The organism is Streptomyces sp. NPDC002076 (assembly GCF_053593835.1).
Genome location: NZ_JBSFDI010000039.1, coordinates 14,572 through 40,829, shown reverse-complemented (window position 1 = coordinate 40,829; position 26,258 = coordinate 14,572). Strand labels below are relative to the sequence as shown.

The 26,258-nt window shown below is 70.2% G+C and carries 27 protein-coding genes; 13 read left to right on the top strand and 14 right to left on the bottom strand.

The window, feature by feature from the left end:
* Nucleotides 1-870: a hypothetical protein gene (locus ACWCQS_RS43665; RefSeq protein ID WP_451009672.1), complete on the top strand. Its 870-nt coding sequence runs from the start codon at nucleotides 1-3 to the stop codon at nucleotides 868-870.
* A 257-nt stretch (nucleotides 871-1,127) separates the two neighbouring features.
* Here ACWCQS_RS43665 and ACWCQS_RS43660 read toward each other — a convergent pair whose 3' ends face one another.
* A complete protein-coding gene (locus tag ACWCQS_RS43660; protein WP_451009671.1) occupies nucleotides 1,128-2,915 on the bottom strand; it encodes a BACON domain-containing protein in 1,788 nt (595 codons plus the stop codon).
* 200 nt (nucleotides 2,916-3,115) lie between these two features.
* On the opposite strand from ACWCQS_RS43660, the gene radA reads away from it, so the two are divergent.
* The 3 genes from radA to ACWCQS_RS43645 all read left to right on the top strand — a co-directional run bounded on the left by radA (nucleotide 3,116) and on the right by ACWCQS_RS43645 (nucleotide 6,326).
* Nucleotides 3,116-4,525 (top strand): DNA repair protein RadA, encoded by a 1,410-nt coding sequence (gene radA / locus ACWCQS_RS43655; RefSeq protein ID WP_451009670.1) that lies wholly within the window; start codon nucleotides 3,116-3,118, stop codon nucleotides 4,523-4,525.
* Nucleotides 4,526-4,606: 81 nt separating this feature from the next.
* Complete coding sequence (gene disA / locus ACWCQS_RS43650) at nucleotides 4,607-5,731, top strand: DNA integrity scanning diadenylate cyclase DisA (protein WP_228624253.1); 1,125 nt, start codon at nucleotides 4,607-4,609, stop codon at nucleotides 5,729-5,731.
* A gap of 139 nt (nucleotides 5,732-5,870) precedes the next feature.
* A complete protein-coding gene (locus ACWCQS_RS43645; protein ID WP_451009669.1) occupies nucleotides 5,871-6,326 on the top strand; it encodes an RICIN domain-containing protein in 456 nt (151 codons plus the stop codon).
* 75 nt (nucleotides 6,327-6,401) lie between these two features.
* Here ACWCQS_RS43645 and ACWCQS_RS43640 read toward each other — a convergent pair whose 3' ends face one another.
* Entirely contained in the window at nucleotides 6,402-7,217 is an 816-nt protein-coding gene (locus ACWCQS_RS43640; RefSeq protein WP_451009668.1) for a hypothetical protein, read from the bottom strand.
* Between the two features lie 179 nt (nucleotides 7,218-7,396).
* On the opposite strand from ACWCQS_RS43640, the gene ACWCQS_RS43635 reads away from it, so the two are divergent.
* The 5 genes from ACWCQS_RS43635 (at nucleotide 7,397) to cseC (ending at nucleotide 11,829) form a co-directional block, all read left to right on the top strand.
* Nucleotides 7,397-8,272 (top strand): HhH-GPD family protein, encoded by an 876-nt coding sequence (locus ACWCQS_RS43635; RefSeq protein ID WP_388636278.1) that lies wholly within the window; start codon nucleotides 7,397-7,399, stop codon nucleotides 8,270-8,272.
* A 271-nt stretch (nucleotides 8,273-8,543) separates the two neighbouring features.
* On the top strand, nucleotides 8,544-9,083 hold the full coding sequence (locus ACWCQS_RS43630; protein WP_030751823.1) for a SigE family RNA polymerase sigma factor: 540 nt from the start codon (nucleotides 8,544-8,546) through the stop codon (nucleotides 9,081-9,083).
* Nucleotides 9,071-9,721 (top strand): hypothetical protein, encoded by a 651-nt coding sequence (locus ACWCQS_RS43625; RefSeq protein ID WP_451009667.1) that lies wholly within the window; start codon nucleotides 9,071-9,073, stop codon nucleotides 9,719-9,721. Before ACWCQS_RS43630 ends, ACWCQS_RS43625 begins: the two co-directional genes overlap by 13 nt.
* Before the next feature lie 37 nt (nucleotides 9,722-9,758).
* Nucleotides 9,759-10,463, top strand: coding sequence for a two-component system response regulator CseB (gene cseB, locus ACWCQS_RS43620; RefSeq protein ID WP_351550613.1), 705 nt, complete (start codon nucleotides 9,759-9,761; stop codon nucleotides 10,461-10,463).
* Between the two features lie 10 nt (nucleotides 10,464-10,473).
* Nucleotides 10,474-11,829, top strand: coding sequence for a two-component system sensor histidine kinase CseC (gene cseC / locus ACWCQS_RS43615; protein WP_451009666.1), 1,356 nt, complete (start codon nucleotides 10,474-10,476; stop codon nucleotides 11,827-11,829).
* A gap of 32 nt (nucleotides 11,830-11,861) precedes the next feature.
* Here the strand turns inward: cseC and ACWCQS_RS43610 are convergent, their stop codons facing one another.
* Nucleotides 11,862-12,443, bottom strand: coding sequence for a TetR/AcrR family transcriptional regulator (locus ACWCQS_RS43610; RefSeq protein ID WP_451009665.1), 582 nt, complete (start codon nucleotides 12,441-12,443; stop codon nucleotides 11,862-11,864).
* A 167-nt stretch (nucleotides 12,444-12,610) separates the two neighbouring features.
* On the opposite strand from ACWCQS_RS43610, the gene ACWCQS_RS43605 reads away from it, so the two are divergent.
* On the top strand, nucleotides 12,611-13,363 hold the full coding sequence (locus ACWCQS_RS43605) for an SDR family oxidoreductase (protein WP_451009664.1): 753 nt from the start codon (nucleotides 12,611-12,613) through the stop codon (nucleotides 13,361-13,363).
* 47 nt (nucleotides 13,364-13,410) lie between these two features.
* Here the strand turns inward: ACWCQS_RS43605 and ACWCQS_RS43600 are convergent, their stop codons facing one another.
* From ACWCQS_RS43600 to ACWCQS_RS43590, 3 genes are all read right to left on the bottom strand, one after another.
* Nucleotides 13,411-13,857 (bottom strand): VOC family protein, encoded by a 447-nt coding sequence (locus ACWCQS_RS43600; protein WP_451009663.1) that lies wholly within the window; start codon nucleotides 13,855-13,857, stop codon nucleotides 13,411-13,413.
* Nucleotides 13,854-14,342, bottom strand: a complete 489-nt coding sequence (locus ACWCQS_RS43595) for a helix-turn-helix transcriptional regulator (RefSeq protein ID WP_451009686.1) — start codon at nucleotides 14,340-14,342, stop codon at nucleotides 13,854-13,856. The genes ACWCQS_RS43600 and ACWCQS_RS43595 overlap by 4 nt, the downstream gene beginning before the upstream one ends.
* Nucleotides 14,343-14,539: 197 nt before the next feature.
* Complete coding sequence (locus ACWCQS_RS43590) at nucleotides 14,540-16,120, bottom strand: MDR family MFS transporter (protein ID WP_451009662.1); 1,581 nt, start codon at nucleotides 16,118-16,120, stop codon at nucleotides 14,540-14,542.
* Between the two features lie 124 nt (nucleotides 16,121-16,244).
* Between ACWCQS_RS43590 and ACWCQS_RS43585 the strand changes: the two genes are divergently transcribed.
* On the top strand, nucleotides 16,245-16,844 hold the full coding sequence (locus ACWCQS_RS43585) for a TetR/AcrR family transcriptional regulator (RefSeq protein ID WP_451009661.1): 600 nt from the start codon (nucleotides 16,245-16,247) through the stop codon (nucleotides 16,842-16,844).
* 319 nt (nucleotides 16,845-17,163) lie between these two features.
* Nucleotides 17,164-17,781, top strand: coding sequence for an HAD family acid phosphatase (locus ACWCQS_RS43580; protein ID WP_451009660.1), 618 nt, complete (start codon nucleotides 17,164-17,166; stop codon nucleotides 17,779-17,781).
* Nucleotides 17,782-17,861: 80 nt separating this feature from the next.
* On the opposite strand, the gene ACWCQS_RS43575 is transcribed toward ACWCQS_RS43580, so the two are convergent.
* The gene (locus ACWCQS_RS43575) at nucleotides 17,862-20,387 is read right to left on the bottom strand and encodes an ATP-dependent Clp protease ATP-binding subunit (protein WP_351550636.1); all 2,526 of its coding nucleotides are present in this window, start codon (nucleotides 20,385-20,387) and stop codon (nucleotides 17,862-17,864) included.
* A 432-nt stretch (nucleotides 20,388-20,819) separates the two neighbouring features.
* Between ACWCQS_RS43575 and ACWCQS_RS43570 the strand changes: the two genes are divergently transcribed.
* Nucleotides 20,820-21,479: an SCO3374 family protein gene (locus ACWCQS_RS43570; protein WP_451009659.1), complete on the top strand. Its 660-nt coding sequence runs from the start codon at nucleotides 20,820-20,822 to the stop codon at nucleotides 21,477-21,479.
* On the opposite strand, the gene ACWCQS_RS43565 is transcribed toward ACWCQS_RS43570, so the two are convergent.
* The 7 genes from ACWCQS_RS43565 to nadC form a co-directional block, all read right to left on the bottom strand.
* Complete coding sequence (locus ACWCQS_RS43565; RefSeq protein WP_030751806.1) at nucleotides 21,458-21,793, bottom strand: histone-like nucleoid-structuring protein Lsr2; 336 nt, start codon at nucleotides 21,791-21,793, stop codon at nucleotides 21,458-21,460. The genes ACWCQS_RS43570 and ACWCQS_RS43565 overlap by 22 nt on opposite strands.
* A gap of 214 nt (nucleotides 21,794-22,007) precedes the next feature.
* Complete coding sequence (locus tag ACWCQS_RS43560) at nucleotides 22,008-22,541, bottom strand: amino-acid N-acetyltransferase (RefSeq protein ID WP_030651520.1); 534 nt, start codon at nucleotides 22,539-22,541, stop codon at nucleotides 22,008-22,010.
* A gap of 9 nt (nucleotides 22,542-22,550) precedes the next feature.
* Nucleotides 22,551-22,964, bottom strand: a complete 414-nt coding sequence (locus tag ACWCQS_RS43555) for a BlaI/MecI/CopY family transcriptional regulator (RefSeq protein WP_451009658.1) — start codon at nucleotides 22,962-22,964, stop codon at nucleotides 22,551-22,553.
* A 155-nt stretch (nucleotides 22,965-23,119) separates the two neighbouring features.
* Nucleotides 23,120-23,299 carry a hypothetical protein gene (locus ACWCQS_RS43550; protein WP_388636309.1) on the bottom strand — a complete coding sequence of 60 codons (180 nt, stop codon included), beginning with the start codon at nucleotides 23,297-23,299 and terminating at the stop codon, nucleotides 23,120-23,122.
* Nucleotides 23,300-23,602: 303 nt separating this feature from the next.
* On the bottom strand, nucleotides 23,603-24,274 hold the full coding sequence (locus ACWCQS_RS43545) for a hypothetical protein (RefSeq protein ID WP_451009685.1): 672 nt from the start codon (nucleotides 24,272-24,274) through the stop codon (nucleotides 23,603-23,605).
* A 190-nt stretch (nucleotides 24,275-24,464) separates the two neighbouring features.
* Entirely contained in the window at nucleotides 24,465-25,262 is a 798-nt protein-coding gene (locus tag ACWCQS_RS43540) for a type III pantothenate kinase (RefSeq protein WP_153540962.1), read from the bottom strand.
* 5 nt (nucleotides 25,263-25,267) lie between these two features.
* Entirely contained in the window at nucleotides 25,268-26,245 is a 978-nt protein-coding gene (nadC, locus tag ACWCQS_RS43535) for a carboxylating nicotinate-nucleotide diphosphorylase (protein WP_451009657.1), read from the bottom strand.
* Nucleotides 26,246-26,258: the final 13 nt, after the last annotated feature.

The window sequence follows — 26,258 nt, the reverse complement described above, 5'->3', positions numbered from 1 at the left end:
GTGCCAAAGACGAAAAAGGCGAAGGACCACAAATCCTCCAAGGGATTGAAGGATTCTGCACAGGCGAAGGCGTCGTCCGTGACCAAGAAGTCGAAGCAGGCCAAGCAGGCTCCGCAGATGAGCGACGAGAAGGGGCTCGACTTCGCGCGCGCCTGGGTGGAGTTTCCCGATCCTGCGGACGACGAGCAGGTCTTCCGCTGTGATCTGACATGGCTGACCTCTCGCTGGAACTGCATCTTCGGCAGCGGCTGCCAGGGCATCCAGGCGGGCCGCGCGGACGACGGGTGCTGCTCGCTGGGCGCGCACTTCTCGGACGAGGACGACGAGAAGCGGGTCGCCGAGCATGTGGCCCGGCTCACGCCGGAGATCTGGCAGCACCACGACGAGGGCACGCGGAACGGCTGGGTGTCCAAGGACGAGGAGGGCTCCCGCCAGACCCGCCCCTACCAGGGCTCCTGCATCTTCCAGAACCGGCCCGGCTTCGCGGGCGGCGCGGGCTGCTCGCTGCACATCCTCGCGCTGCGGGAGGGCCGGGAGCCGCTGGAGACCAAGCCGGACGTGTGCTGGCAGCTGCCGATCCGGCGCACGTACGACTGGATCGACCGCCCCGACGACACCCGGGTCCTGCAGATCTCCATCGGTGAGTACGACCGCCGGGGCTGGGGTCCGGGCGGCCACGACCTGCACTGGTGGTGCACCTCGGCGACCTCCGCACACGGCGCGGGCGAGCCGGTCTACGTCTCCTACCGGGCCGAGCTGACCGAACTGATGGGCAAGGCCGGCTACGACCGCCTGGCCGAGCTCTGCGAACAGCGCCTGGCCTCCCAGCTGCCCCTGATCGCCCCCCACCCCGCCGACCCGACCCCATAACCGCGGCGAGCCGGGGTTCCCCCGCCGGCCCACCGGCGTCCGCCCACGCCCATTCGCGGTCCACGGCGGCCCCGGCCACGGTGATTGGCAGATCCGTTCCACCCACACCCACCCCTCCGTCCCGGCACAGCACCGCCTGACCTTCGACGTTTCGCGCCGACGCCGGTACAGGCCACCCCCGGCGCTTCCCCCTCCCCCGCCGGCCGACCTCCGGCCAGCCCGCCCCCGGCACCCCTCCCCACCGGCCAAGCCCCGCCCTACCCCCCAGACGGACTCGACGCATCGCTGCCGGACGGCGGCGGCGGTGAGGTCGGCGGTGGGGAATCCGGTGGGGTCGGGTCTGGGGAGGTGGGGGGGTCGGTGGTCGGTGGCGTGGAGGGCGGGGTGGAAGGGGGCGTCGTGGGCGGTGTGGTCGGTGGGGGTGGGGTGGGGGATGCGCTGGTGGGTGGAGGGGTCGGGCCGTGCGTGGGGGCCGTGCCGTAGCCGTCGATCGTGACCACCGCGCCCGCCGGGGAAATCGCCAGCTTTGCCTGCCAGTGGCCGGAGGGCTCGCGGAGGTGGTCGACGTACACCTTGATCGTCAACGTGTCGCCGGGCTTCAGGGTTCCCGTGGACTGGCTCGGATACAGCCAGGGCGCTGTCGTGGACGCGGACCAGCGGACCGGGGAGGAGCCGGACGCGGTGAGGGTGATCAGGGTGGTGTCGCCGTCGTTCGCGGCGCTGACCGCGAGGTGCCCGGCGCCCTTCGTGCCCGCTCCGGTCACGCTGACGACCTCCACGGAGACGTCCGCCTTGCCGTCCTTGCCGATGCGGACGCCCGGCTTCACGCTCGCGTTCCCGGCGTTCTCGTAGCCGCCGGCCGGATCACTGCCGAGGACGTCGGGTCCCTGGGCCTCGCGCGCCGTGGCGGAGGGCCCCTCCCCGTCCGCCGTCGGCGCGCCCCGGTAGGCGGCCCACAGGGCCAGGACGGGCGCGGCCAGCACCGTGGCGACGACCGTGGTCGTCACCGCACGCGCGCGTAGCCGGTCACGGCGGGCCGCGCGGTCCTTGGGGTCCATGGGGAAGCCGCGCCGGTCGAAGCGGGGGACCGCCGCTCCACGCGCGCGTGGCTGGTGCGCCAGGGCGACACGCAGGGCCCCTCTGGGTGCCTCCAGGACGGGCAGTTCGGCGGGGGTGACCGTGGCGCCGGGCCAGTGGCCGGGCACGGCGCGCTCGGCGGTGCGGCGGCAGCGCGGGCAGTCGTCGACGTGCCGGACCAGTTCGCGGCGCAGCGCCGTGCTCAGGACCAGCCCGCTGTCCCCCGTGAGATGGGCCACGCCCGGACAGCCGCCGGTCTCGACCACGGCGAGCGCCGCGCGGGTGCGTTCGACCTCGCAGGCGGCGGAGGCGAGCAGTTCGCGTGCGGCCGCCGGTTCCATGCCGAGGACGGCGGCGACCTCCTGCGCGGCCAGGTGGTGGCGCACGGCCAGTTCCAGGGCCTCGCGCTGCTCGGGGGTCGTACCGGCCGCCTCCGGCCAGGCGAGCAGGGCCAGTTCGCGGCGCCGCTGTTCCTGGACCTCGGGGGCGACGGGCGGTTCGGGCACCTGGCGCCGGGTCGCGGGGCGGCCCGCCGCATGCGTGGCCTGACGTTTCTGCTTGGCTTCGGCCAGCTTGCGCAGGCACGCCCAGCGGGCCAGCGCGTACAGCCAGGCCCTGCGGTCGGCGGCGGCCTCGGGGACACGGTGTGCGCGCCGCTCGGCCAGGGCGAGGACGTCGCCGAGGGCGGCGGTGGCCGCGTCGTGGTCGCACAGCACCGACAGACAGTAGGTGAACAGCCCGTCCAGGTACGGTTCGTAGCGCGCCGGCGGCCGCTGGGCGAGGGTGCGCGCGGCGGCGCGGTCGCGACCCTCCCGCGCATCGCGGGCCTCTCCGGCACCGCGACCCTCGCGGGCATCACGACCTTCCCGCGCCTCTCGTGCTTCGCGCGCCCCTCGTGCTTCACGCGCCTCGCCGCGCACTCGGTGCGCGCCGGTGGTGCGGGTGGTGGTCTCCGGACTGCTGCTCATCACCCGTGCGACCGTAGGCGGCGCCGGAGTGCCCCTTCTCCAAGCTTGAGCACTTTTAATTCGTACGGGTGAAACGATCCCTCATAAGGGGACAGGAACCTTTTGTTCCGTGGCTCGAAGCCGACGGCTGATGGCCGATACCGGTTCACCCACACACATCCCGGGGATCCGTTGTCAGTGCCGCGGGCTACGGTTTCCGCATGGCTGCCCGTACCAAGACCACCAAGGACCGCCCGTCCTACCGCTGCACCGAGTGCGGCTGGCAGACGGCCAAGTGGCTCGGCCGCTGCCCCGAGTGCCAGGCCTGGGGCACGGTCGAGGAGTACGGCGCGCCCGCGGTCCGTACGACGGCCGCGGGTCGGGTCACCACCTCCGCGCTGCCGATCGGGCAGGTCGACGGCCGGCAGGCCACCGCCCGCACCACCGGCGTGCCGGAGCTGGACCGGGTGCTCGGCGGCGGTCTCGTCCCCGGCGCGGTCGTGCTGCTCGCGGGCGAGCCCGGCGTCGGCAAGTCCACGCTGCTGCTGGACGTGGCCGCCAAGTCCGCGAGCGCCGAGCACCGCACCCTCTATGTGACCGGCGAGGAGTCGGCGAGCCAGGTGCGGCTGCGCGCGGATCGCATCGGCGCCCTCCATGACGAGCTGTATCTGGCCGCCGAGACCGATCTCTCCGCCGTCCTCGGCCACTTGGACGAGGTCAAGCCCTCCCTGCTGATCCTCGACTCGGTGCAGACGGTCGCCTCCCCGGAGATCGAGGGCGCACCCGGTGGCATGGCCCAGGTGAGGGAGGTCGCGGGCGCGCTCATCCGCGCCTCCAAGGAGCGCGGGATGTCCACGCTCCTCGTGGGCCATGTCACAAAGGACGGCGCGATCGCGGGCCCCCGCCTCCTGGAACACCTCGTGGACGTCGTCCTCCACTTCGAGGGCGACCGGCACGCGCGCCTGCGCCTGGTGCGCGGTGTGAAGAACCGCTACGGCGCCACGGACGAGGTCGGCTGCTTCGAACTGCACGACGAGGGCATTACCGGACTTGCCGACCCAAGCGGACTTTTCCTGACGCGTCGTGCCGAACCGGTCCCCGGCACCTGTCTGACCGTCACCCTTGAGGGCCGCCGCCCGCTGGTGGCCGAGGTGCAGGCGCTGACCGTGGACTCCCAGATCCCCTCCCCGCGGCGTACGACCTCGGGCCTGGAGACCTCGCGCGTGTCGATGATGCTGGCCGTCCTGGAGCAGCGCGGCCGGATCAGCGCGCTCGGCAAGCGGGACATCTACTCCGCGACGGTCGGCGGGGTGAAGCTGTCGGAGCCGGCCGCCGACCTCGCCATCGCCCTCGCGCTCGCCTCCGCCGCCAGCGACACTCCGCTGCCGAAGAACCTGGTCGCGATCGGCGAGGTGGGCCTCGCGGGCGAGGTGAGACGGGTCACGGGCGTGCAGCGCAGGCTCACCGAGGCCCACCGGCTGGGCTTCACGCACGCGCTGGTGCCGACCGATCCGGGCAAGGTGCCGCCCGGCATGAAGGTCCTGGAAGTCGCTGACATGGGTGACGCGCTGCGGGTGCTGCCGCGCTCCCGTCGCCGAGAGGCCCCGCGGGAGGCGGAGGACCGCCGGTAGACTTTGCCCAGGTCTCGCCCGTCCGTACGAACCGAGTGCGGGTCACGGGGGCGCGTCAGAACCTGCGACCGGAGGAGTGCAGTGGCAGCCAACGACCGGGCAGCAGCTCCCGGAAAAATCGGTGGGAGTGCCGGTTCCGATGGCCTGATGCGCGCCTCCCTGAGCGCCGTGGCTCCTGGTACGGCCCTGCGTGACGGGCTCGAGCGGGTGCTGCGCGGCAACACCGGCGGACTCATCGTCCTCGGTTCCGACAAGACGGTCGAGGCGATGTGCACGGGCGGGTTCGTCCTGGACGTGGAGTTCACCGCCACCCGGCTGCGGGAGCTGTGCAAGCTGGACGGCGGCATCGTGCTGTCCTCGGACCTGTCGAAGATCCTGCGCGCGGGCGTGCAGCTGGTGCCGGACCCGACGATCCCCACGGAGGAGACGGGCACCCGGCACCGCACGGCGGACCGGGTCAGCAAGCAGGTCGGCTTCCCCGTGGTCTCCGTCTCCCAGTCCATGCGCCTGATCGCCCTCTACGTCGACGGTCAGCGGCGCGTCCTGGAGGACTCGGCGGCGATCCTCTCCCGCGCGAACCAGGCGCTGGCCACGCTGGAGCGGTACAAGCTGCGGCTGGACGAGGTGGCCGGCACCCTCTCGGCGCTGGAGATCGAGGACCTGGTCACGGTGCGGGATGTGTCCGCCGTCGCGCAGCGCCTGGAGATGGTCCGGCGCATCGCCACCGAAATCGCCGAGTACGTGGTCGAACTGGGCACGGACGGTCGTCTTCTCGCGCTCCAGCTGGAGGAGTTGATCGCGGGGGTCGAGCCCGACCGTGAGCTGGTCGTCCGGGACTATGTCCCCGAGCCGACCGCCAAGCGCTCCCGTACGGTCGAGGACGCCCTCTCCGAGCTGGACGCGCTGACCCACGCCGAGCTGATCGAACTCGGCACGGTGGCGCGGGCGCTGGGCTACACGGGTTCGCCGGAGACCCTCGACTCCGCGGTGTCCCCGCGGGGCTTCCGGCTGCTGGCCAAGGTGCCGCGGCTGCCGGGCGCGATCATCGACCGGCTGGTGGAGCACTTCGGCGGCCTGCAGAAGCTGCTCGCCGCGAGCGTGGACGACCTGCAGACCGTGGACGGCGTGGGCGAGGCCCGGGCGAGGAGCGTCCGGGAAGGCCTGTCGCGCCTGGCCGAGTCCTCCATTCTGGAGCGGTACGTCTGAGTTCGGACCGTGCGCCCCAACTCCGGTACGGCTTCTCCCAGTTGATCCAAATCACCTTGCCCGCGGCGATCACGCCGGGGTAGCGTGGCCCCGACCAAAATGTTCGATTTTAAATTCGAACTGCGTAGGGGGAAATCATATGAAGAAGCGCCTCATGGGCACGTTCGCCGCCGCGGCTGTTCTCGCCCCGGCACTGACCCTTGCGGGCACGGGGCAGGCGTTCGCTGCCGGCAACCCCGTCACCTGGAAGAACAACGGCACCGGCAAGTACCTGGCGTACTTCAACTTCCGCGTCCGTACGACGAACGCGGACCCGTCCCAGAGCGCGTCCCTGAAGTGGGACGAGTACAAGCAGTCCGACGGCACCTACCTCATGAAGCACCACGGGACCGGGAAGTGCCTCGACAGCAACCGCAACGGTGACGTGTACATCGGCACCTGCAACGGCGGCGACTACCAGAAGTGGTACGAGAGCCACGACTCCTCCGGCTGGCGGCTGAAGGACAAGGCCACCGGGCGCGTCCTCGAGGCGTGGGGCGACGGGTCGGTCAGCACCGCGGACGACGCGCGCGTCCCGGCCCAGCGCTGGAGCTGAACCACATTTCGCCACGCGTGACAGAAGCACCCCCGGCCTCGTCGAGGCCGGGGGTGCTTCTTCTGCGGCGACGGCTCAGTCGGCCGACAGCACGAAGGACGCCTGCATCTTCCCGAACCCGGGCGCCCTCGCCTCCAGCAGATAGGTGCCCGCCTTCGCCGAGCCCGCGGAGGGCGTCGCGCACTGGGGCGCGCTCGGCTTCCGGTCCCACTTCACCGTGTACGTGATGCTCTGCCCAGCCGGCACCCGGAACACCAGGCTCCCCGCGCCCTGGGGACAGTCCGCCGACGACCAGAACGTGTCGCTCCCGTCCGCCGGTGTGATGGTCAACACCGCGTTCTTCGGCCCGAGATCGACCTTGCAGTCGGCGGACGAAGCGTTCTTCGCGGTGAGTTCGAAGGTCGGCGTCTGGTCCGGCGAGTAGGAGTTGTGCAGACTCCGCAGGTTCAACGCCACGGCGGAGGAGGTGCAGTTGGGGAGCGTGGAGGACGCCGGGAGCGCGTCGCCCGTACCGACGTTGCCGCCGCCGGAGCCCGAACCCGAGCCGCCGGCCGAGCCGTCACCGGACCCGGAGGAGCCGCCGGAGCCGGTGTCCGAACCGCTGCCGCCGCTCGAACCGGAATCGCTCCCACCGGAGGCGCCGCCCGAGTCGTCGCGCCCGCCCGGGTGTTGGCTGATCGCGGGCCCGGACGAGGACGGCCCCGGCGTGATGGTGTGCGCGGGATTCTTGCCGTTGGACTCGCCGGCGTTCTTCTTGCCGCCCCCGCCGCCGGCGGTGACGATCCACGTGATCAGCAGCGCCAACAGGGCGATCACCGACAGCAGTACGACCCTCCTTCGCCAGTAGATGGAGGAGGGAAGCGGCCCGACCGGATTGCGCAGAGATCCCACGGCGCAAACTGTACGAGAGAACGCCGTGCTTGCTTGCCCCACCCGCCGCACGAGCGCCAACTTTTCCGGATCATCATTCCGGCAACTGCCCTGACGTCCAGGGCGCTTCGCCTTCGCCACGCTCAGTGACCGCGCCGTCACCCGCCCTGCGTGCCGAGCCGTGGCAGGATCGGAGGGCCATGACTGAGAAGCTGCACACCCCCGTGATCGCCTGGTTCGACGCCCATGCCCGCGACCTCCCCTGGCGCCGCCCGGAGGCGGGCCCGTGGGGGGTGATGGTCAGCGAGTTCATGCTCCAGCAGACGCCGGTCAACCGGGTACTGCCGGTCTACGAGCAGTGGCTGGCCCGCTGGCCGCGCCCCGCCGACCTCGCGAAGGAGGCGCCCGGCGAGGCGGTGCGGGCCTGGGGCCGGCTCGGCTACCCGCGCCGGGCCCTGCGACTGCACGGCGCCGCGCTGGCCATAACGGAACGGCACGGCGGGGACGTACCGACGGACCACGCGCAACTGCTGGCGCTGCCCGGCATCGGCGAGTACACGGCCGCCGCGGTGGCCTCGTTCGCGTACGGGCAGCGGCATCCGGTGCTGGACACGAATGTGCGCCGGGTCTTCGCGCGGGCGGTGACGGGGGTGCAGTACCCGCCGAACGCGACCACGGCCGCCGAGCGCCGGCTCGCCCGTGAGCTGCTGCCCGAGGACGAGAAGACGGCGGCGCGCTGGGCCGCGGCCTCCATGGAGCTGGGCGCGCTGGTGTGCACGGCGAAGAACGAGGGGTGCGGGCGCTGCCCGATCGCCGCGCAGTGCGCCTGGCTGCTGGCCGGGAAGCCGGAGCACGAGGGGCCGCCGCGCCGTGGGCAGACCTACGCCGGCACGGACCGGCAGGTGCGCGGCAAGCTGCTGGCGGTACTGCGGGAGGCCCACGCGCCGGTGCCGCAGGCGGCCTTGGACCGGGTGTGGCACGAGCCGGTGCAGCGCGCCCGCGCGCTCGACGGGCTCGTCGCGGACGGTCTGGTGGAGCCGCTGCCGGGCGGTCTGTATCGGCTGCCGTTGAGCTGACGGACAGCCAAGTCACAGTCACCCCGCCTCTGTTACGGCCCGATCCGGCCGACAAAGGTCCGCATAAAGGGACATAACAGGCGCACCCCTTACCCCCTCCCTACGGCTGTTACACAACTGACGGATAGCCGATTGCTAGCCGCAGGCTGGTTCGGACAGCGCCGTGACAACCGCTCCCTAACTTCTTGTCCGTGCCCGGCAGACCACCGGACACGGAGACGCAGGACTTCAGGCATGAGCCGGAGTGAACGGGGAACGGAGGCGGTTGATCATGGCGCAGGGCGAGGTGCTCGAATTCGAGGAGTACGTCCGCACCAGGCAGGACGCGCTGCTGCGCAGCGCACGCCGGCTGGTCCCGGACCCGGTCGACGCCCAGGACCTGCTGCAGACGGCACTGGTGCGGACGTACGGCCGCTGGGAGGGCATCGCCGACAAGCGCCTCGCCGACGCCTATCTGCGCCGGGTCATGATCAACACCCGTACGGAGTGGTGGCGGGCGCGCAAGCTGGAGGAGGTCCCGACCGAGCAGCTGCCGGACGCGTCCGTGGACGACTCCACCGAGCAGCACGCCGACCGGGCCCTGCTGATGGACGTCATGAAAGTGCTCGCACCGAAGCAGCGCAGTGTTGTAGTACTGCGACACTGGGAGCAGATGTCCACAGAGGAGACGGCCGCGGCCCTCGGCATGTCGGCCGGTACGGTCAAGAGCACGCTGCACCGGGCGCTCGCCCGGCTCCGCGAGGAGCTGGAGGCCCGCGATCTGGACGCACGCGCGCTGGAGCGTGAGGAGCGGGAGCGTTGCGCGGCCTGACCGGGGCCGGGCCCGACGGGGCCCGAGACAGTTCACAGGCGGTGATCGCGGCGGGTGCCGCGCTCGCCGCCATCGCCCTTTTCGTCGCCTCCTGCGGCACCGGGGGCACCGGCACCCGGGACGAGGGGCCCGCGCACGCGTCGGCGATCGCGGGAGCCGTCGCCTCACCCAGTCCGAGCACGACCACCGGCTATCGGCGGGTGAACGCCGTCTCGCTGATCAAGAACGACCCGGCGGTCTCCGCGACGGTGAAGCGCGGGCTGAAGCCGTGCGGCGGCAACGACTACCCGATCGAGGTCACCTACGGCTATCTGACCGGCGGATCGGTCAACGACGTCCTCATCAACGTGTCGGCCTGCAGTGACTGGGTGGGCATCGGCACGTATGTGTACCGGGACGTCGGGGGCACGTACAAGAATGTGTTCAAGGCGGAGGACTCGCCGGTCGTCTCGGAGATCGACGGCACCGACCTGACCGTGACCAAGCAGGTGTACGACACGGACGACCAGGTGTCGAACCCGTCCCGGGAAACCGTGATCACGTACAGGTGGAAGGCGGGCCGGTTCACCGAGCGCTACCGGCATGACACCTTCTACAGCAGAACCGGCGGCGACGCGGCGGCCCCGACGGACAACTGACCCCCCACACGCACACATGAGGACTGAGAGCACCGGGATGGCAGACCAGACCCACGTCCTGTTCGTCGAGGACGACGACGTCATCCGCGAGGCCACCCAACTCGCCCTGGAGCGGGACGGCTTCGCGGTCACCGCCATGCCCGACGGCCTGTCGGGCCTGGAGGCGTTCCGGGCGAACCGCCCCGACATCGCCCTGCTGGACGTGATGGTCCCCGGCCTGGACGGGGTCAGCCTGTGCCGTCGTATCCGGGACGAGTCGACCGTGCCGGTGATCATGCTGTCGGCGCGTGCCGACTCCATCGACGTCGTCCTCGGCCTGGAGGCGGGCGCCGACGACTATGTGACCAAGCCGTTCGACGGCGCCGTGCTGGTCGCGCGGATCCGGGCGGTGCTGCGCCGCTTCGGGCACGCGGGCGGCGGCGACCGGGCGGAGGCGGCCGAGGACACGGTGAGCGGTGGCGTGCTGACCTTCGGGGACCTGGAGATCGACACCGAGGGCATGGAGGTGCGCCGGGCCGGGCAGCCGGTCGCGCTCACCCCGACCGAGATGCGGCTGCTGCTGGAGTTCTCCTCGGCGCCGGGCACCGTGCTCTCCCGTGACAAGCTGCTGGAGCGGGTCTGGGACTACGGCTGGGGCGGGGACACCCGGGTCGTCGACGTGCATGTGCAGCGGCTGCGCCAGAAGATCGGCCAGGACCGGATCGAGACGGTCCGCGGCTTCGGCTACAAGCTGAAGGCCTGAGCGGGGCGGCATGCGGGGGATCCTTCGCTACCCGGTCCGGCGCATGGAGCGCGCCGGCCTGCACACCGGGCTCAGATGGAAGCTCAGCGCGGCGATCGCGCTGGTGGCCGGGCTGGTCGCGATCGCGCTGAGCCTGGTCGTGCACAACGCGGCCATGGTCTCGATGCTGGACAACGCACGCGACCTCGCCACCCAGCGCGTCCAGTACGCGCAGCGCAACTACGAGCTGAGCCAGCGGCCGAACTTCCCCAACATCAAGGTCGACGACCCCGAGCTGCCGCAGTCGATGCGCGAGAAGGTGGAGCGGGGCAGGAAGGCCAGCGACGTCATCGTCCACGGCGGGGTGCCGGACATCTGGGCGGCCATGCCGGCCAAGGACGGGCATGTGCTGTCCCTGCACACCCATATGCCGGACCGTTCCACCGCTGTGATGAAGGACCTCGACCAGGCGCTGGTCATCGGCTCCATCGCGGTCGTGTTCGGCGGCAGCGCGCTCGGCGTGCTGATCGGCGGGCAGCTGTCGGGGCGGCTGCGCAAGGCGGCCGCGGCCGCGAACCAGGTCGCCAGGGGCGAGACCGATGTCCGGGTGCGGGAGGCCATCGGCGGGGTCGTACGGGACGAGACCGACGATCTGGCGCGCGCGGTGGACGCCATGGCGGACGCGCTGCAGCAGCGTCTGGAGGCCGAGCGGCGGGTCACCGCCGACATCGCGCACGAGTTGCGCACCCCCGTGACGGGCCTGCTCACGGCCGCCGAACTGCTGCCCCCCGGCCGTCCCACGGAACTGGTCCTCGACCGGGCGAAGGCGATGCGCACGCTCGTCGAGGACGTCCTGGAGGTGGCCCGCCTGGACGGCGCCTCGGAGCGGGCGGAGCTGCAGGACATCATGCTCGGCGAGTTCGTCGCCCGGCGCGTGGCCGCCAAGGACCCGGAGATCGAGGTACGGGTGGTGCACGAGTCGGAGGTCACCACCGACCCGCGCCGCCTGGAGCGAGTCCTGTTCAACCTGCTCGCCAACGCCGCCCGGCACGGCAGGCCGCCGATCGAGGTGACCGTCGAGGGCCGGGTCATCCGGGTCCGCGACCACGGTCCCGGTTTCCCCGAGGAACTGCTCGCCGAGGGGCCGAGCCGCTTCCGCACGGGCAGCAAGGACCGTGCCGGTACGGGCCACGGGCTGGGCCTGACCATCGCGGCAGGCCAGGCCCGCGTTCTGGGCGCCCGCCTCACCTTCCGCAACGTACGGGCCGCGGGCACCCCGGCCGACCTCCCGGCGGAGGGCGCGGTGGCGGTGCTGTGGCTGCCGGAGCACGCCCCGACGGCCACGGGCACCTATCCGACGCTGCCGTTGCCGGGGAACGCCGGCTGAAGCGCCCCGAAGAGGGGCGGGCTCGACGGCACTCAGCGAAGCAATGACTCGGTCAGCCGCTCCGCTGCCCCCCGGTCCAACGGCCCGTGCCCCAACAGGAACCGGTACCAGAAGAACCCGTAGAACTGGTCGACCAGGAGGTCGACGTCCCTGTCGGCGTCCAGTTCCCCCCGCTCCCGCCCCCGTTCGAGCACCGCTCGCACCGCCGCCCTGCGGGACTCCGTGAACTCCCGCATCAGCTCCGCCAGATGCTCGTCACGGGCCGCCTCCCTGACCAGAGTGCGCAGAGCAGGAGCGGACGGCGGCCGCTGGGAGGCCTCGAAGGTGGCGACCGCCAGACCGCGCAGGTCGTCGCGGAGGTTTCCGGTGTCCGGCGCGGGCACGTCCTGGGCGGCGCGGTCGGTGAGGGCGTCCAGCAGGACGGCTCCCTTCGAGGGCCACCAGCGGTAGAGGGTCTGCTTTCCCACCCCGGCCGCGCGCGCGATGGTCTCCACGCTCACCGGGGCGCCGTCGGCGTCGGCGAGCAGTTCCAGCGCGGCGTCGAGGATCGCCCGGCGCGCGGCCTCGTTGCGGCGGCGCCCGGTGTGCGGGCGGGGTTCGTTGCTGTCGTGCACGGGCCCATCCTCTCCGAGTCCGGCGGCTTCCCGGCCCACCGGATCCGACCGAGTCCGTCCGCCCCTCCACCCCCTTGACGAGACTACTGGTCTCGGTAAGCTTTAACGAGACCGACAGTCTCGGCAAAGCGTCGGGCCCGGTGATTCCTCGGGAGAGAGAGCCACTCATGAGCACGCAGAACAACCCTGTGCACCCCCTCGCCGGACAGCGCGTCGTCGTCATGGGCGGCAGTTCCGGGATCGGCGAGGCGGCGGCCGCACTCTTCGCGGCGGACGGCGCGGAGGTGGTCATCACCGGCCGCAGCCAGGACCGCCTCGACGCCGCGGCGGACCGGATCGGCGGCAAGGTGTCGACGTACCGGATGGACGGGGCGGACCGCGCCGCGGTGGACGCCTTCTTCGCCGGTTCGGGGCCGGTCGACCACCTGGTCCTCGCGCTCAGCGGCGGCAAGGGCGGCGGCCCCTTCGCCGAACTCGACCTGGCCGAGCTGGCGGAGGGCTTCGACGGCAAGTTCTGGCCGCACGTCCAGGTGTTCCAGGCCGCACTGCCGGCGCTGCGCCGCGACGGCTCGGTGACGCTGGTGACCGCCGCCTCCGCCCGCGCCGCCCTGCCCGGTACCGCCGGCCTCGCCGCGATCAACGGCGCCCTGGAGGCGATGATCCCGCCCCTGGCGGTGGAACTGGCCCCGCTCCGGGTCAACGCCGTCTCCCCCGGCGTCATCGACACCCCCTGGTGGGACGCCGTACCGGCCGAACAGCGCCAGTCCCTCTTCGACGGCTTCGCGGCGATCACCCCCGTCGGCCGCGTCGGCCGCCCGGAGGACATCGCCCGCGCGATCCACATGCTCACGGCCAACGATTTCGTGACGGGCGTGGTGCTGGAGGCGACGGGCGGGGCAACGCTGGCAACCGGGCGCTGACCAGCGCCCCGGAAGGGGCCCGGGCAACGCGCCGGGCCATCAGGCGCTCAGCAGGCCCAGTCCCGCTCCATATCCAGCCCGCCCTCGCGACGCTGCGTGAAGGAGAACCAGTTGCCGGAGTCGTCACGGAAGAGCGCCTCCGTGCCGTACGGCCGCTCCTGCGGTTCCTGCAGGAACTCCACGCCGCGCTCCTTGAGCTTCTTGTAGTCGCCGTGGATGTCATCGGTCGCCAGCACCCCCGCGCCGAGCGCCCCCTTGGCGATGAGCTTCCGCATCATCTCGGCGGACTCGGGGTCCATCGCGGGCGGCCCCGGCACCATGAGCGTGAGCTCCACGTCGAGCTGGTCGGGGGCACCGACGGTGAGCCAGCGCATGCCGCCCTCCCCCATGGTCATGTCCGTACGGACCTCAAGGCCCAGCTTCTGGGTGTAGAACTCCTTGGCCCGGTCCTGGTCCAGGACCCAGACGGTCGTGATGGCAAGCCCCTTGATCATGGTTGTGCTCTCCTGTCGGCGGTGCTGATGGCGCTGGTGGTGCTGTCCGCCGCGGCGGACTGCCCTTCGTCACCGTAGGCAGGGCCGGGCCCGGAGCGCTTCTCCGATCTTGCGGTGCTGAATCCGCCGGCCCAGAGCATGGCGTAGCAGCCGGGTATGAGGGAGGCACCGCGCCCCACGTGCCGCGCGCGGTACTCGCTCGGGGTGAGTCCGGTGCGGGCCTTGAAGCGGGCGGAGAACGTGCCGAGGCTGCTGAAGCCGACCAGTGTGCAGATCTCGGTCACGGTGAGGTTGGCGCAGCGCAGCATCTCCTCGGCCCGCTCGATGCGGCGATGGGTCAGATACTGGCCCGGCGTCTCGCCGTAGACCTCCTTGAAGGCGCGCAGGAAGTGATACCGCGAGTACCCGGCGCAGGCCGCCACGGCGTCCAGATCGAGGCCGGGGTCCGCCCAGTCCCGGTCCATGGCGTCCTTGGCCAGACGCATACGGCGCAGCTTGTCCACGGGGTCGATGGTGACATGGGGGACTGACAGTCGATTTTCGGCCCATGACGACCGCAATCATCAATGGGGGAACCACGACGGCGATCCGCCACGTCCGCGAGAGCGGCGCCGGTTCAGGCGCAAAAAGGGGCAGACCCCCGGGGCGGACACCGACCGGGGGTCTGCGGTTCAGATGCGGCTCAGACGGCCTCGGCGACCTGCACCGGGGCCATGTCCTCGCCGCTCTCCGCCGAAGGCTTCCCGCCCTTGAGCGGGACCTCCTTCACGAACAGCGCCGCGATCAGCACGATCACCGCGATCCCCGCGCCCAGCAGGAACGCCGAGTGCGTACCGGCGGACACCGCGTGCTGGTACGCGTCCTTGACCGGGGCCGGCAGCATCTTCAGGTGCTTGGCGTCCAGCTGCGCCGACTTCTCGGTGACGCCCTTGCCCAGCGCGCCGGCCCGCTCGGCCATCACGTGCTTGACCCGGTCGTTGAACAGCGCGCCCATGATGGCCACGCCGAAGGAGGAGCCGAGCGTACGGAACAGGGTGGTGGACGAGGACGCGACGCCCATGTCCTTCATCTCCACGCTGTTCTGCGCCACCAGCATGGTGATCTGCATCAGGCAGCCCATGCCCAGACCCAGTACGGCCATGTAGATACCGGAGGTCAACCGGGTCGTGCCCGTGTCCATCACGGACAGCAGATACAGCCCGACGATCATCAGCGCACCGCCGACGATCGGGAAGATCTTGTAGCGGCCGCTGTTGGTGGTGACCCGGCCCGCGACCATCGAGGTCACGAGCATCGCGCCGAGCATCGGCAGGAGCAGCAGACCGGAGTTGGTGGCGGAGGCACCCTGCACCGCCTGCTGGTAGAGCGGCAGGTAGAGCGTGGCGCCGAACATCACGAAGCCGGTGATGAAGCCGATGACGGACATCAGGGTGAAGTTGCGGCTGCGGAACATGTGCAGCGGTACGACCGGCTCGGCGGCCTTGGTCTGCCACCAGACGAACCCGATCAGCGCGACGACGCCGATGCTGGTCAGCTCCATGATCCGCGCGGAGGTCCAGGCGTACTCGGTGCCGCCCCAGGTGGTGACCAGCACGATCGAGGTGATGCCGACGGTCAGCAGCGCGACACCCTGGTAGTCGATGCGCGCCCGCGCCCGCTTCTTGGGAAGGTGCAGGACGGCGCTGACCAGGGCCAGTGCCACGACGCCGAGCGGCAGGTTGATGTAGAAGGACCAGCGCCAGCCCCAGTTGTCGGTGATGGTGCCGCCGACCAGCGGGCCGCCGATCATCGCCAGCGCCATGACGCCGGCCATCATGCCCGTGTACTTGCCGCGCTCCCGCGGCGGGATCAGATCGCCGATGATCGCCATGACGCCGACCATCAGACCGCCGGCGCCCAGGCCCTGGACGGCCCGGAAGCCGATGAGCTCGCCCATGTTCTGGGCCATGCCGCTGAGCGCCGAGCCGATCAGGAAGATCACGATCGAGGTGAGGAACGAGCCCTTGCGCCCGTACATGTCACCGAGCTTGCCCCAGATCGGGGTGGAGGCCGCGGTGGCCAGGGTGTAGCCGGTGACCACCCAGGACAGGTGCTCCAGGCCGCCCAGGTCGCCCACGATCGTCGGCATCGCCGTACCGACGATCATGTTGTCGAGCATCGCGAGCATCATCGCGATCATGAGTGCGAGCAGGACCACCCGCACACTCTTGGGCTGTTTGCCCTCCGGCTTGCTTTCCATGACGCTTTCGACCGTGTCCGCCATCTCTTCCCATTCCCCCACGGCGGCCACTTACTTGCCGCCCGGCTAGTTCACTACACTGGGGAAAGTAGACCTGTAACTAGCCGGGCGTCAAGTAAGTTTCCGCGGGAGCGCGAGGAGTACGAGGATGGGCGTCACCATGGACGGCACCAAGCAGCAGCGCCGCGGCAACACCCGCCAGCGCATCCAGGACGTCGCGCTCGAACTCTTCGCGGAGCAGGGCTACGAGAAGACCTCCCTGCGCGAGATCGCCGAGCGTCTCGACGTCACGAAGGCGGCCCTGTACTACCACTTCAAGACGAAGGAAGAGATCATCGTCAGCCTCTTCGAGGATCTGACGAAACCGATCGAGGACCTGATCGAGTGGGGTCGCAGCCGGCCGCACACCCTGGAGACCAAGCAGGAGGTGGTACGGCGCTACAGCCGCGTGCTGGCCGACGCCGAACCGCTCTTCCGCTTCATGCACGACAACCAGGGCACGGTCCGGGACCTGCGCATCGGTGACAGCTTCAAGGACCGGATGCGCGATCTGCGGGACATCCTCATCGACCCGAAGGCCGAACTCGTCGACCAGGTGCGCTCGGTCAGCGCGATGTTCACCCTGCACGCGGGGATGTTCCTGATGCAGGACCTCGAAGGCGACTTCGAGAAGAAGCGCACGGCGGTTCTCGAAGTCGCCCTGGACCTGATCGGCCAGGCGCACGAACACGCCCGGCAGCAGGACTGACTCAGACAGGGCCCCTGTTAACCGAACACCCCATTTACCCCAAAATCCCCTTTCTGCGGCACACGGTAGTAGCTGGGCCCTTCTGCCTCGCTTTGAGTCCCATTTGCACGGCAGCCGGATTCCACTATCAGCCCTCGTAAGGGATATGTCGCCCGTGTCGTATATCACCGGCAATCTCAACCGGCGATCACGGAAATGTGACGCACACCTCCGGTCACCTACCGTTCAGTAACCCTACGGTTCCCCTTGCGCCATCCTCACCACAGATCATGCACCTGCCATTTCCGGCACGCGTACGGACGTGAGAGGACCCCCACCGATGACCAGTCGCCCCTGGGCGCGCCGTATATCCGCAACCGCCGTCTCCGTGGCCGCCCTGGCCGCCATGGCCGTCCCGGCCCACGCGGCGGACGCCACGGCAACCGCGAGCAGCCCCACCGCCAAGGTCGACTACGCCACCTGGCAGAAGGACTGCCAGGCCGTGATGGACCAGGCCCTGCCGTACCTGAAGGAGCGGATCGCCGACGCCGAGCCGGGCGAGAAGCAGGCGATCGTCTTCGACATCGACAACACCACGCTGGAGACCGACTTCGGCTTCAGCTACCCGCAGCCGGCCAACAAGCCCGTCCTGAACGTCGCCAAGTACGCCCAGGAGCACGGCGTCTCGCTGTTCTTCGTCACGGCCCGCCCGGGCATCATCTACCTGCCCACCGAGTACAACCTCGAATACGACGGCTACGACGTCTCCGGCCTCTACGTCCGCGGCCTGTTCGACCTGTTCAAGGATGTCGCCGCCTATAAGACCGCCCAGCGCGTCGACATCGAGAACAAGGGCTACACGATCATCGCGAACATCGGCAACAGCGCCACCGACCTGTCCGGCGGCCACGCCGAGAAGACCTTCAAGCTGCCGGACTACAACGGGCAGTTGTCGTAAAGCCACGGCTTTCGCAGGCATGGACAAGGGGCCGGTGCTGTGCAGCACCGGCCCCTTTCGTCGCCCACTGGGCCGGAGGCTTACGCCTCCTTGCTCAGGTTCGGACCGGCACCGCCGGCCGCCTGCTCGATCGGCGGGACGTCGGGCAGCGCCGACTTCTCCTCACCGCGGAAGGTGAAGGTCTGGGACTCGCCCTCGCCCTCGGTGTCCACGACCACGATGTGACCGGGACGCAGCTCGCCGAAGAGGATCTTCTCCGAGAGCGTGTCCTCGACCTCGCGCTGGATCGTGCGGCGCAGCGGACGCGCGCCCAGCACCGGGTCGTAACCCTTCTTGGCCAGCAGCTCCTTGGCGGACTGGGAGAGCTCGATGCCCATGTCCCGGTCCTTCAGGCGCTCGTCCACCTTGCTGATCATCAGGTCGACGATCCGCAGGATGTCCGACTGCGTCAGCTGCGGGAAGACGACGACGTCGTCGACGCGGTTGAGGAACTCGGGGCGGAAGTGCTGCTTGAGCTCGTCCGACACCTTGTTCTTCATGCGCTCGTAGTTGGTCTTCGTGTCACCCGCGGCGGCGAAGCCGAGGTTGAAGCCCTTGGAGATGTCCCGGGTGCCGAGGTTGGTCGTCATGATGATGACCGTGTTCTTGAAGTCCACGACCCGGCCCTGGGAGTCGGTCAGACGACCGTCCTCCAGGATCTGCAGCAGCGAGTTGAAGATGTCCGGGTGGGCCTTCTCGACCTCGTCGAAGAGGACCACCGAGAACGGCTTGCGGCGCACCTTCTCCGTCAGCTGACCGCCCTCTTCGTAGCCCACGTAGCCGGGGGGCGAACCGAAGAGACGCGAGACCGTGTGCTTCTCGCTGAACTCCGACATGTCGAGGGAGATCAGCGCGTCCTCGTCACCGAAGAGGAACTCGGCGAGCGCCTTGGACAGTTCGGTCTTACCGACACCGGACGGGCCGGCGAAGATGAACGAACCGCCCGGACGCTTGGGGTCCTTCAGACCGGCACGCGTACGACGGATCGCCTTCGACAGCGCCTTGACGGCGTCGTTCTGGCCGATGACCCGCTTGTGGAGCTCGTCCTCCATGCGGAGCAGACGGGAGGACTCCTCCTCCGTGAGCTTGAACACCGGGATGCCCGTCGCCGTGGCGAGGACCTCGGCGATCAGCTCGCCGTCGACCTCGGCGACGACGTCCATGTCGCCGGCCTTCCACTCCTTCTCCCGCTTGGCCTTGGCGGCCAGGAGCTGCTTCTCCTTGTCGCGCAGGGAGGCGGCCTTCTCGAAGTCCTGCGAGTCGATCGCGGACTCCTTGTCCCGGCGGACGGCGGCGATCTTCTCGTCGAACTCGCGCAGGTCCGGCGGAGCGGTCATCCGGCGGATGCGCATCCGGGAACCGGCCTCGTCGATCAGGTCGATCGCCTTGTCCGGCAGGAAGCGGTCGGAGATGTACCGGTCGGCCAGGGTGGCCGCCTGGACCAGGGCCTCGTCGGTGATGGAGACGCGGTGGTGCGCCTCGTACCGGTCGCGCAGACCCTTGAGGATCTCGATCGTGTGCGGCAGGGACGGCTCGGCGACCTGGATGGGCTGGAAGCGGCGCTCCAGGGCCGCGTCCTTCTCCAGGTGCTTGCGGTACTCGTCCAGCGTGGTCGCACCGATGGTCTGCAGCTCACCGCGGGCCAGCATCGGCTTCAGGATGGAAGCCGCGTCGATGGCGCCCTCGGCGGCACCCGCACCGACCAGCGTGTGCAGCTCGTCGATGAACAGGATGATGTCGCCGCGGGTGCGGATCTCCTTGAGCACCTTCTTCAGGCGCTCCTCGAAGTCACCGCGGTAGCGGGAGCCGGCGACCAGGGCGCCGAGGTCCAGGGTGTAGAGGTGCTTGTCCTTCAGCGTCTCGGGCACCTCGCCCTTGACGATGGCCTGGGCGAGGCCCTCGACGACGGCGGTCTTGCCGACGCCGGGCTCACCGATCAGCACCGGGTTGTTCTTGGTACGGCGGGACAGCACCTGCATGACCCGCTCGATCTCCTTCTCGCGCCCGATGACCGGGTCGAGCTTGGACTCACGAGCGGCCTGGGTGAGGTTCCGGCCGAACTGGTCCAGGACGAGAGAGGTCGAGGGGGTGCCCTCGGCCGGGCCGCCGGCGGCGGCGGTCTCCTTGCCCTGGTAACCGGAGAGCAGCTGGATGACCTGCTGCCGCACCCGGTTGAGATCTGCGCCCAGCTTGACCAGGACCTGGGCGGCGACGCCCTCGCCCTCACGGATCAGGCCGAGCAGGATGTGCTCCGTGCCGATGTAGTTGTGGCCCAGCTGAAGAGCCTCACGGAGCGACAGCTCCAGGACCTTCTTGGCACGGGGGGTGAAGGGGATGTGGCCGGACGGGGCCTGCTGGCCCTGACCGATGATCTCCTCCACCTGCTGGCGGACCGCCTCAAGCGAAATGCCGAGGCTCTCCAGGGCCTTAGCGGCGACACCTTCGCCCTCGTGGATGAGACCCAGGAGGATGTGCTCGGTGCCGATGTAGTTGTGGTTGAGCATCCGGGCTTCTTCCTGAGCCAGGACGACAACCCGCCGCGCGCGGTCGGTGAACCTCTCGAACATCGTTAATCGCTCCTCAGAGCGGTCAGGCAGTGGGGGGAACTTCCCCTCCCTGTCCTTCCGCAGCTTAGTCCCGCAAGCGGGGACCGCTCATTCCAACTGCCGACACCGTCGATGGCCTCCTGACCCCGCTAACGCCGACATCTGCTCCAACCCGATGGTGCGAGACGATGTTCCCGCAGGCCAGGCAGTTACCCCCATCGCCAGTACGCCGATGGCGAACGTGAGACGGCCCGACCTGCGTGTCGCCCCCTCCCACTAGGCATGTCTTACCCGCTGGGACTGACACTCCATGCGGCGCGCACCGGTTCCCTCCGCTATGGGCGAACAACCTTGCGCCTCCCCGCACCCCCGCGCGCCCCCTCTTTCGGCACCGAGTGCAATTGATCTGCCACTCAGCGTAACTCGCGGCGTGCTTCGGCGGTTGCACTTGGCATGGTTGGCTCGGCCCCCACGGCCTCAACAGTCCCCCTTCCCCGTCGCCCACTGGATCCGGACGTACCGGACACCAGTGATCTTCCGCACGGCCCGGACATCCGGATCCGGCACTGGTACGAGAACGATCTGGGCTGGGCGACAGTGCCCGGACGGCCGCTGCGGCTGGTCACCGGGGTGCGGTTCGACGTCCTGGACGTGCCGGCCGAGGCGGGCGCGGGGGCGCTCCGGCATCTCGCGCCGGGCTCTCCGGTGGCCCTTCGGGGCGACCGGATGCAGTTGCTGGTGGCCGTGGGCAGCGCCGAGGAGCTGCCGGGGCTGCTGGACTGGCTGGAGTGGAGCGCCGTGGCCCTCGACCTGCGGGTCCTGGGCGTGGGCGACGCGATGGAAGCACCGGTCCCACCGGCGACCGGGTCCGACGGGGCCGGGTGGACCGGGTCCGTGCAGGGGGCCGCCCTATGGCTGCGGCCCCCTGGGCCTGGAGGCGAGGTCGAGGCCTCGCTGCCGGCGCTGCCGGCCATGGGGCGCGAAGAGGGCGCCCCCGATCTCGTACGACTGCTGGACACGGTGGCAGCACAGTGTCACCGGGTCCGGCTGCGGCGCCCGCGCGCGGGACTGCCGACCGCCTGCCGGCGGGATCAGCCGTTGGCCTTCTCGTAGGCCTCGCGAATGGACGCGGGAACGCGACCGCGGTCGTTGACCTCGTAACCGTTCTCCTTCGCCCAGGCGCGGATCGCCGCGGTGTCCTGGTTGCCGCCGGAAGCGGCACGCGCCTTTCCGCGTCCGCCCGACGCACGGCCACCGGTACGACGACCGCCCTTCACGTAGGGGTCGAGAAGGCCGCGCAGCTTGTCCGCATTGGCGGTCGTGAGATCGATCTCGTACGTCTTGCCGTCCAACGCGAACGTCACCGTCTCGTCCGCCTCGCCGCCGTCGAGGTCGTCGACAAGAAGGACCTGAACCTTCTGTGCCACCGGATTTCCTTTCATCGATAACGTTGAGGGCCAGGGGTGTGCGGCGTCCGCCGTTTCGCCGCCCCTGTTATATGCAGTACTGCAGTACGTCGGAAAGCAAACCGCTTTTGCCGGAAAAACACAAACCCCTGGGAGAGGACCGGTAGAGGACCGACGGACCGCCTCCGTCCGGAAACATACGCGTTTCGGACATAGGGCACCGGGGCAATGACGATCACAGATGCAGAAGCATCCGGCTGTTGCCCAAGGTGTTCGGTTTCACTCGTTCGAGACCCAGGAACTCCGCGACACCCTCGTCATAGGAACGCAAGAGCTCCGCGTACACATCGGTGTCGACCGGCGTCTCCCCGATCTCCACGAAGCCGTGCTTCCCGAAGAAGTCCACTTCGAAGGTCAGGCAGAAAACCCGGCGAACGCCAAGCCAGCGTGCGGTCTGCAGCAACTTCTCCAGCAACTGATGGCCGACGCCGGCGCCCTTGAGACCGGGCTTCACCGCGAGAGTGCGGACTTCCGCGAGGTCCTCCCACATGACGTGCAGCGCACCGCAGCCGACCACCTCGGCGTTGTCGTCGCGTTCCGCGACCCAGAACTCCTGGATGTCCTCGTAAAGCGTGACGGTGGCTTTGTCGAGCAGGATGCGGTCGCGGACGTAGGCGTCGAGGAGGCGACGTACGGCCGGCACATCGCTGGTCCGGGCGCGGCGGACCGTGATGGCTTTTGCGGAGACTTCAGGGCGCTCTGCTGACATGAGCGGACGCTATCGCCCGTCCGCGTCCGGTGCGGCGCCGGGGTTCTCCTCTTCTCGCCCGGCTTCCTGTTGCCGCGGTTCCGGGGCCTCCGGGGTTTCCGGTCCCTGGACGATGCGTACGGCGTCCCGGAGGGCCTGGCGCTGTTCCTCGCTCATCATCCCGAAGAAGGCGACGAGAGCCGCTGCCGGGTTGTCGCTCTGCGACCAGGCGTCGTTCATGAGGGCGGCGGCGTACGCGGCTCGCGTCGAGACGGCCTCATATCGATAGGCCCGGCCTTCCGCCTCGCGGCGCACCCAGCCCTTCTGATGGAGATTGTCCAAAACGGTCATCACGGTGGTGTACGCGATGGAGCGTTCCTGCTGGAGGTCTTCCAGGACTTCTCGAACGGTCACCGGGCGGTTCCACTTCCACACCCGCGTCATGACCGCGTCTTCGAGTTCTCCCAATGGGCGAGGCACAACTCAGAACAATAGTGGGAGATCCCGGCATCGGCGTGCCGGACGTGCACTAAGCCCATGAACGCGAACAAAAAGGGCGCAAGGCTCGAAGTCGCGGAGCCGGGGCCGGGCGGGCGGACTCAGGCGTCGCCGGCGGCGGAGGTCTTGCGCACACCCTCCGCACGCGCGAGGGCGGCGTCGACGGCCGCGTCCTCCTTGGCCTTGGCGGCCCCGCCCTGGGTCTTCACGATCACCCTGACCACACCGATGAAGAACACGGCCATGACGACCGGGGGCACGAGCGCGGAGACGTAGTCCATGCCCACCAGAGTAGCCACGCGCCGACACCCGAAAGGTACGGGGTACGCAAACCCCCCAGGCCCCCTCCCCACCTGCGCCTCCCCATCTGCGCCTCCATCTGCAGCCCCACCCGCCGCCGCCTCAGAAGCCGATGGCGCTCATCGCCCACGGGGGCCACCACCGCAACCCGGCGGCCGCCGACGGCGGGCCCGCCCCACCAGGGCCACCCGCACCCGACGACGCTGCCCACCCGCACTCGACCGCCACAGCTGCACGGGGATGCGAGTGGGACGGGTCCGGCCGAAGGCAGAGGCCAAGGTCGCTCAGCCGGCGGCCAGCTGGCGGGTTTCGGTCGGGTTCGCCGGCGGCGCCGGCTTGCGGCGCGGGAAGACCTCCCCCGGCGTAGGAATGGGCCGCTTCGGCGCCGCCGGCTCCGTACCGGGCCGCTCCCCAGGCGTCGGCGCGGGTTTCGGCGCGGGCTTCTGCGGAGGCCTCTGAGCCGGCTTCTGCGGCTCTCCGGCACCCTCCCGGGCCTGCGGCACCCCGGACGTTCCTCCGCCGCCTGGAAGGGCCAGCAGGCGGGCGCGGGAGGGCGGCACGGCGCGCGCCGGCACCTTGCGCGCGCCCTGCGCGAACCGGGCCCGTACGTCCTGCTCGGCCAGCGCCTGGCAACGGTCCAGCAGCGCGGCCGCCGCCGGGTTCCCGCGCAGCGCCCGGAGCGCCGCGAGATCGTCCGGCGTCGGCCGGTGCCCGGCGCCCAGCACCTCCTCCAGGAGGGTCAGGTAGCCGGCGGCGGCACCCGGCAGCGCCGCCCGATACCGGCCGAGGTCGGCCAGCAGGAAAGCGCGCAGTCTCGCCCCCTCGCGCAGCGCCTCGTCGAGCGACTCGGCGAGCCGGAAGCAGTCCTGGACGTCCTCGGCGGACGCTTGGCCGGGGTGAAGGGCGAGGGCGAGGGCGCGGCGGAGCACACGCAGCTCCTCCACGCCGAACGCCATGCCGCCGCGGGATCCGTATGGCGTGGGCATGCGGCGACGCTACCGCTAATCGGACAAAAGTGACGAATATGGATGATCTTTGCACCGCGTGTCGCTCCCGGTTTCCCTCGACCGGGGCTATGGCACACGCGCGTGGAGCGAGGAAACCGGCTCCCCGCACAGGCGCCGGTAACCTCACCGGCCGGTCAGCTCACAGCCGTGACACGTTCCGCTCGTACACCAGCCGCAGCCCGATCAGCGTCAGCCACGGCTGGTGCTCGTCGATCACCGAGGACTCCCCCAGCACCATCGGCGCGAGCCCGCCCGTGGCGATGACCCGCACGTCGTCCGGGTCGTCGGCGAGCTCCCGCGCCATCCGGCCGACGACCCCGTCGACCTGGCCCGCGAAGCCGTACACGATGCCGGACTGCATGGCCTCGACCGTGTTCTTGCCGATCACACTGCGCGGCCTGGCCACCTCGATCTTGCGCAGCTGGGCGCCCTTGACGCCGAGCGCCTCCACGGAGATCTCGATGCCGGGCGCGATGACCCCGCCGACGTACTCCCCGCGCGCGGAGACCGCGTCGAAGGTCGTCGCCGTACCGAAGTCCACGACGATCGCCGGGCCGCCGTACAGCTCGACGGCCGCGACCGCGTTGATGATCCGGTCCGCGCCGACTTCCTTGGGGTTGTCGGTGAGGATCGGCACGCCCGTCTTCACGCCCGGCTCGACCAGCACGGCGGGAACGTCGCCGTAGTAGCGCCGGGTTACCTCGCGCAGCTCGTGCAGCACCGACGGGACGGTCGCGCAGATCGCGATGCCGTCGATGCCGTCGCCCAGCTCCTCGCCGAGCAACGGGTGCATGCCCATCAGGCCCTGGAGCAGCACCGCCAGCTCGTCCGCCGTACGGCGCGCGTCCGTGGAGATGCGCCAGTGCTCGACGATGTCCTCGCCGTCGAACAGGCCGAGGACGGTGTGCGTGTTGCCGACGTCGATCGTGAGGAGCATCGCGGTTACTCCGCCTCGCGCAGGTCGAGGCCGATGTCCAGGATCGGCGCGGAGTGGGTGAGCGCGCCGACGGCCAGGAAGTCCACGCCCGTGTCGGCGTACACGCGCGCGATGTCGAGCGTGAGCCGGCCGGAGGCCTCCAGCAGGGCCCGGCCGCGGACGATCCCGACGGCCTCCGCGCACTCGTCGGGCGTGAAGTTGTCCAGCAGGATCAGGTCCGCGCCCGCCTCGACGACCTCGCGCAGCTGGTGCAGGGTGTCCACCTCGACCTCGATCGGCACCTCCGGGAAGGCCTCCCGTACGGCCTTGAAGGCCTGCGCGACGCCACCGGCGGCGACCACGTGGTTGTCCTTCACCAGGGCCGCGTCGGACAGCGACATGCGGTGGTTGACGCCGCCGCCGCAGCGGACGGCGAACTTCTCCAGCGAGCGCAGGCCCGGGGTCGTCTTGCGGGTGTCGCGGACCTTGGTCTTGGTGCCCTCCAGCACGTCCGCCCACGCGCGCGTGGCTGTCGCGATGCCGGACAGCCGGCACAGGATGTTCAGCGCGCTGCGCTCGGCCGTCAGCAGGTCACGCGTGCGCGTGGTGACCGACAGCAGCTTCTGCCCGGCCTCGACGCGGTCGCCGTCCTCGACGTGCCGCTCGACCTCGAACTCGTCCGTGCAGACCACGGACAGCACGGCCTCGGCGACCCTGAGGCCCGCCACGACGCCCGCCTCGCGCGCGGTGAAGTCGCCGGTGGCGGTGGCGTCCTCGGGGATGGTCGAGACGGTCGTCACGTCCACACCGCCGTCCAGGTCCTCCTGGATGGCGACGTTGGCGATGTCCTCGACCTCGATCGGGTCGAGCCCGGCGGCGGCCAGCAGCTCGGCGAGCGCGGGGTCGAGCCCGCTCTCCAGGTACTCCTCGTCGCCCTCGGCGCCGCAGGCGCAGCCGTCGCCGCAGCCGCCGGTCGGGGCGAGGGGAAGGTCGTCGGTGCTCACGTCTGTCACTGCT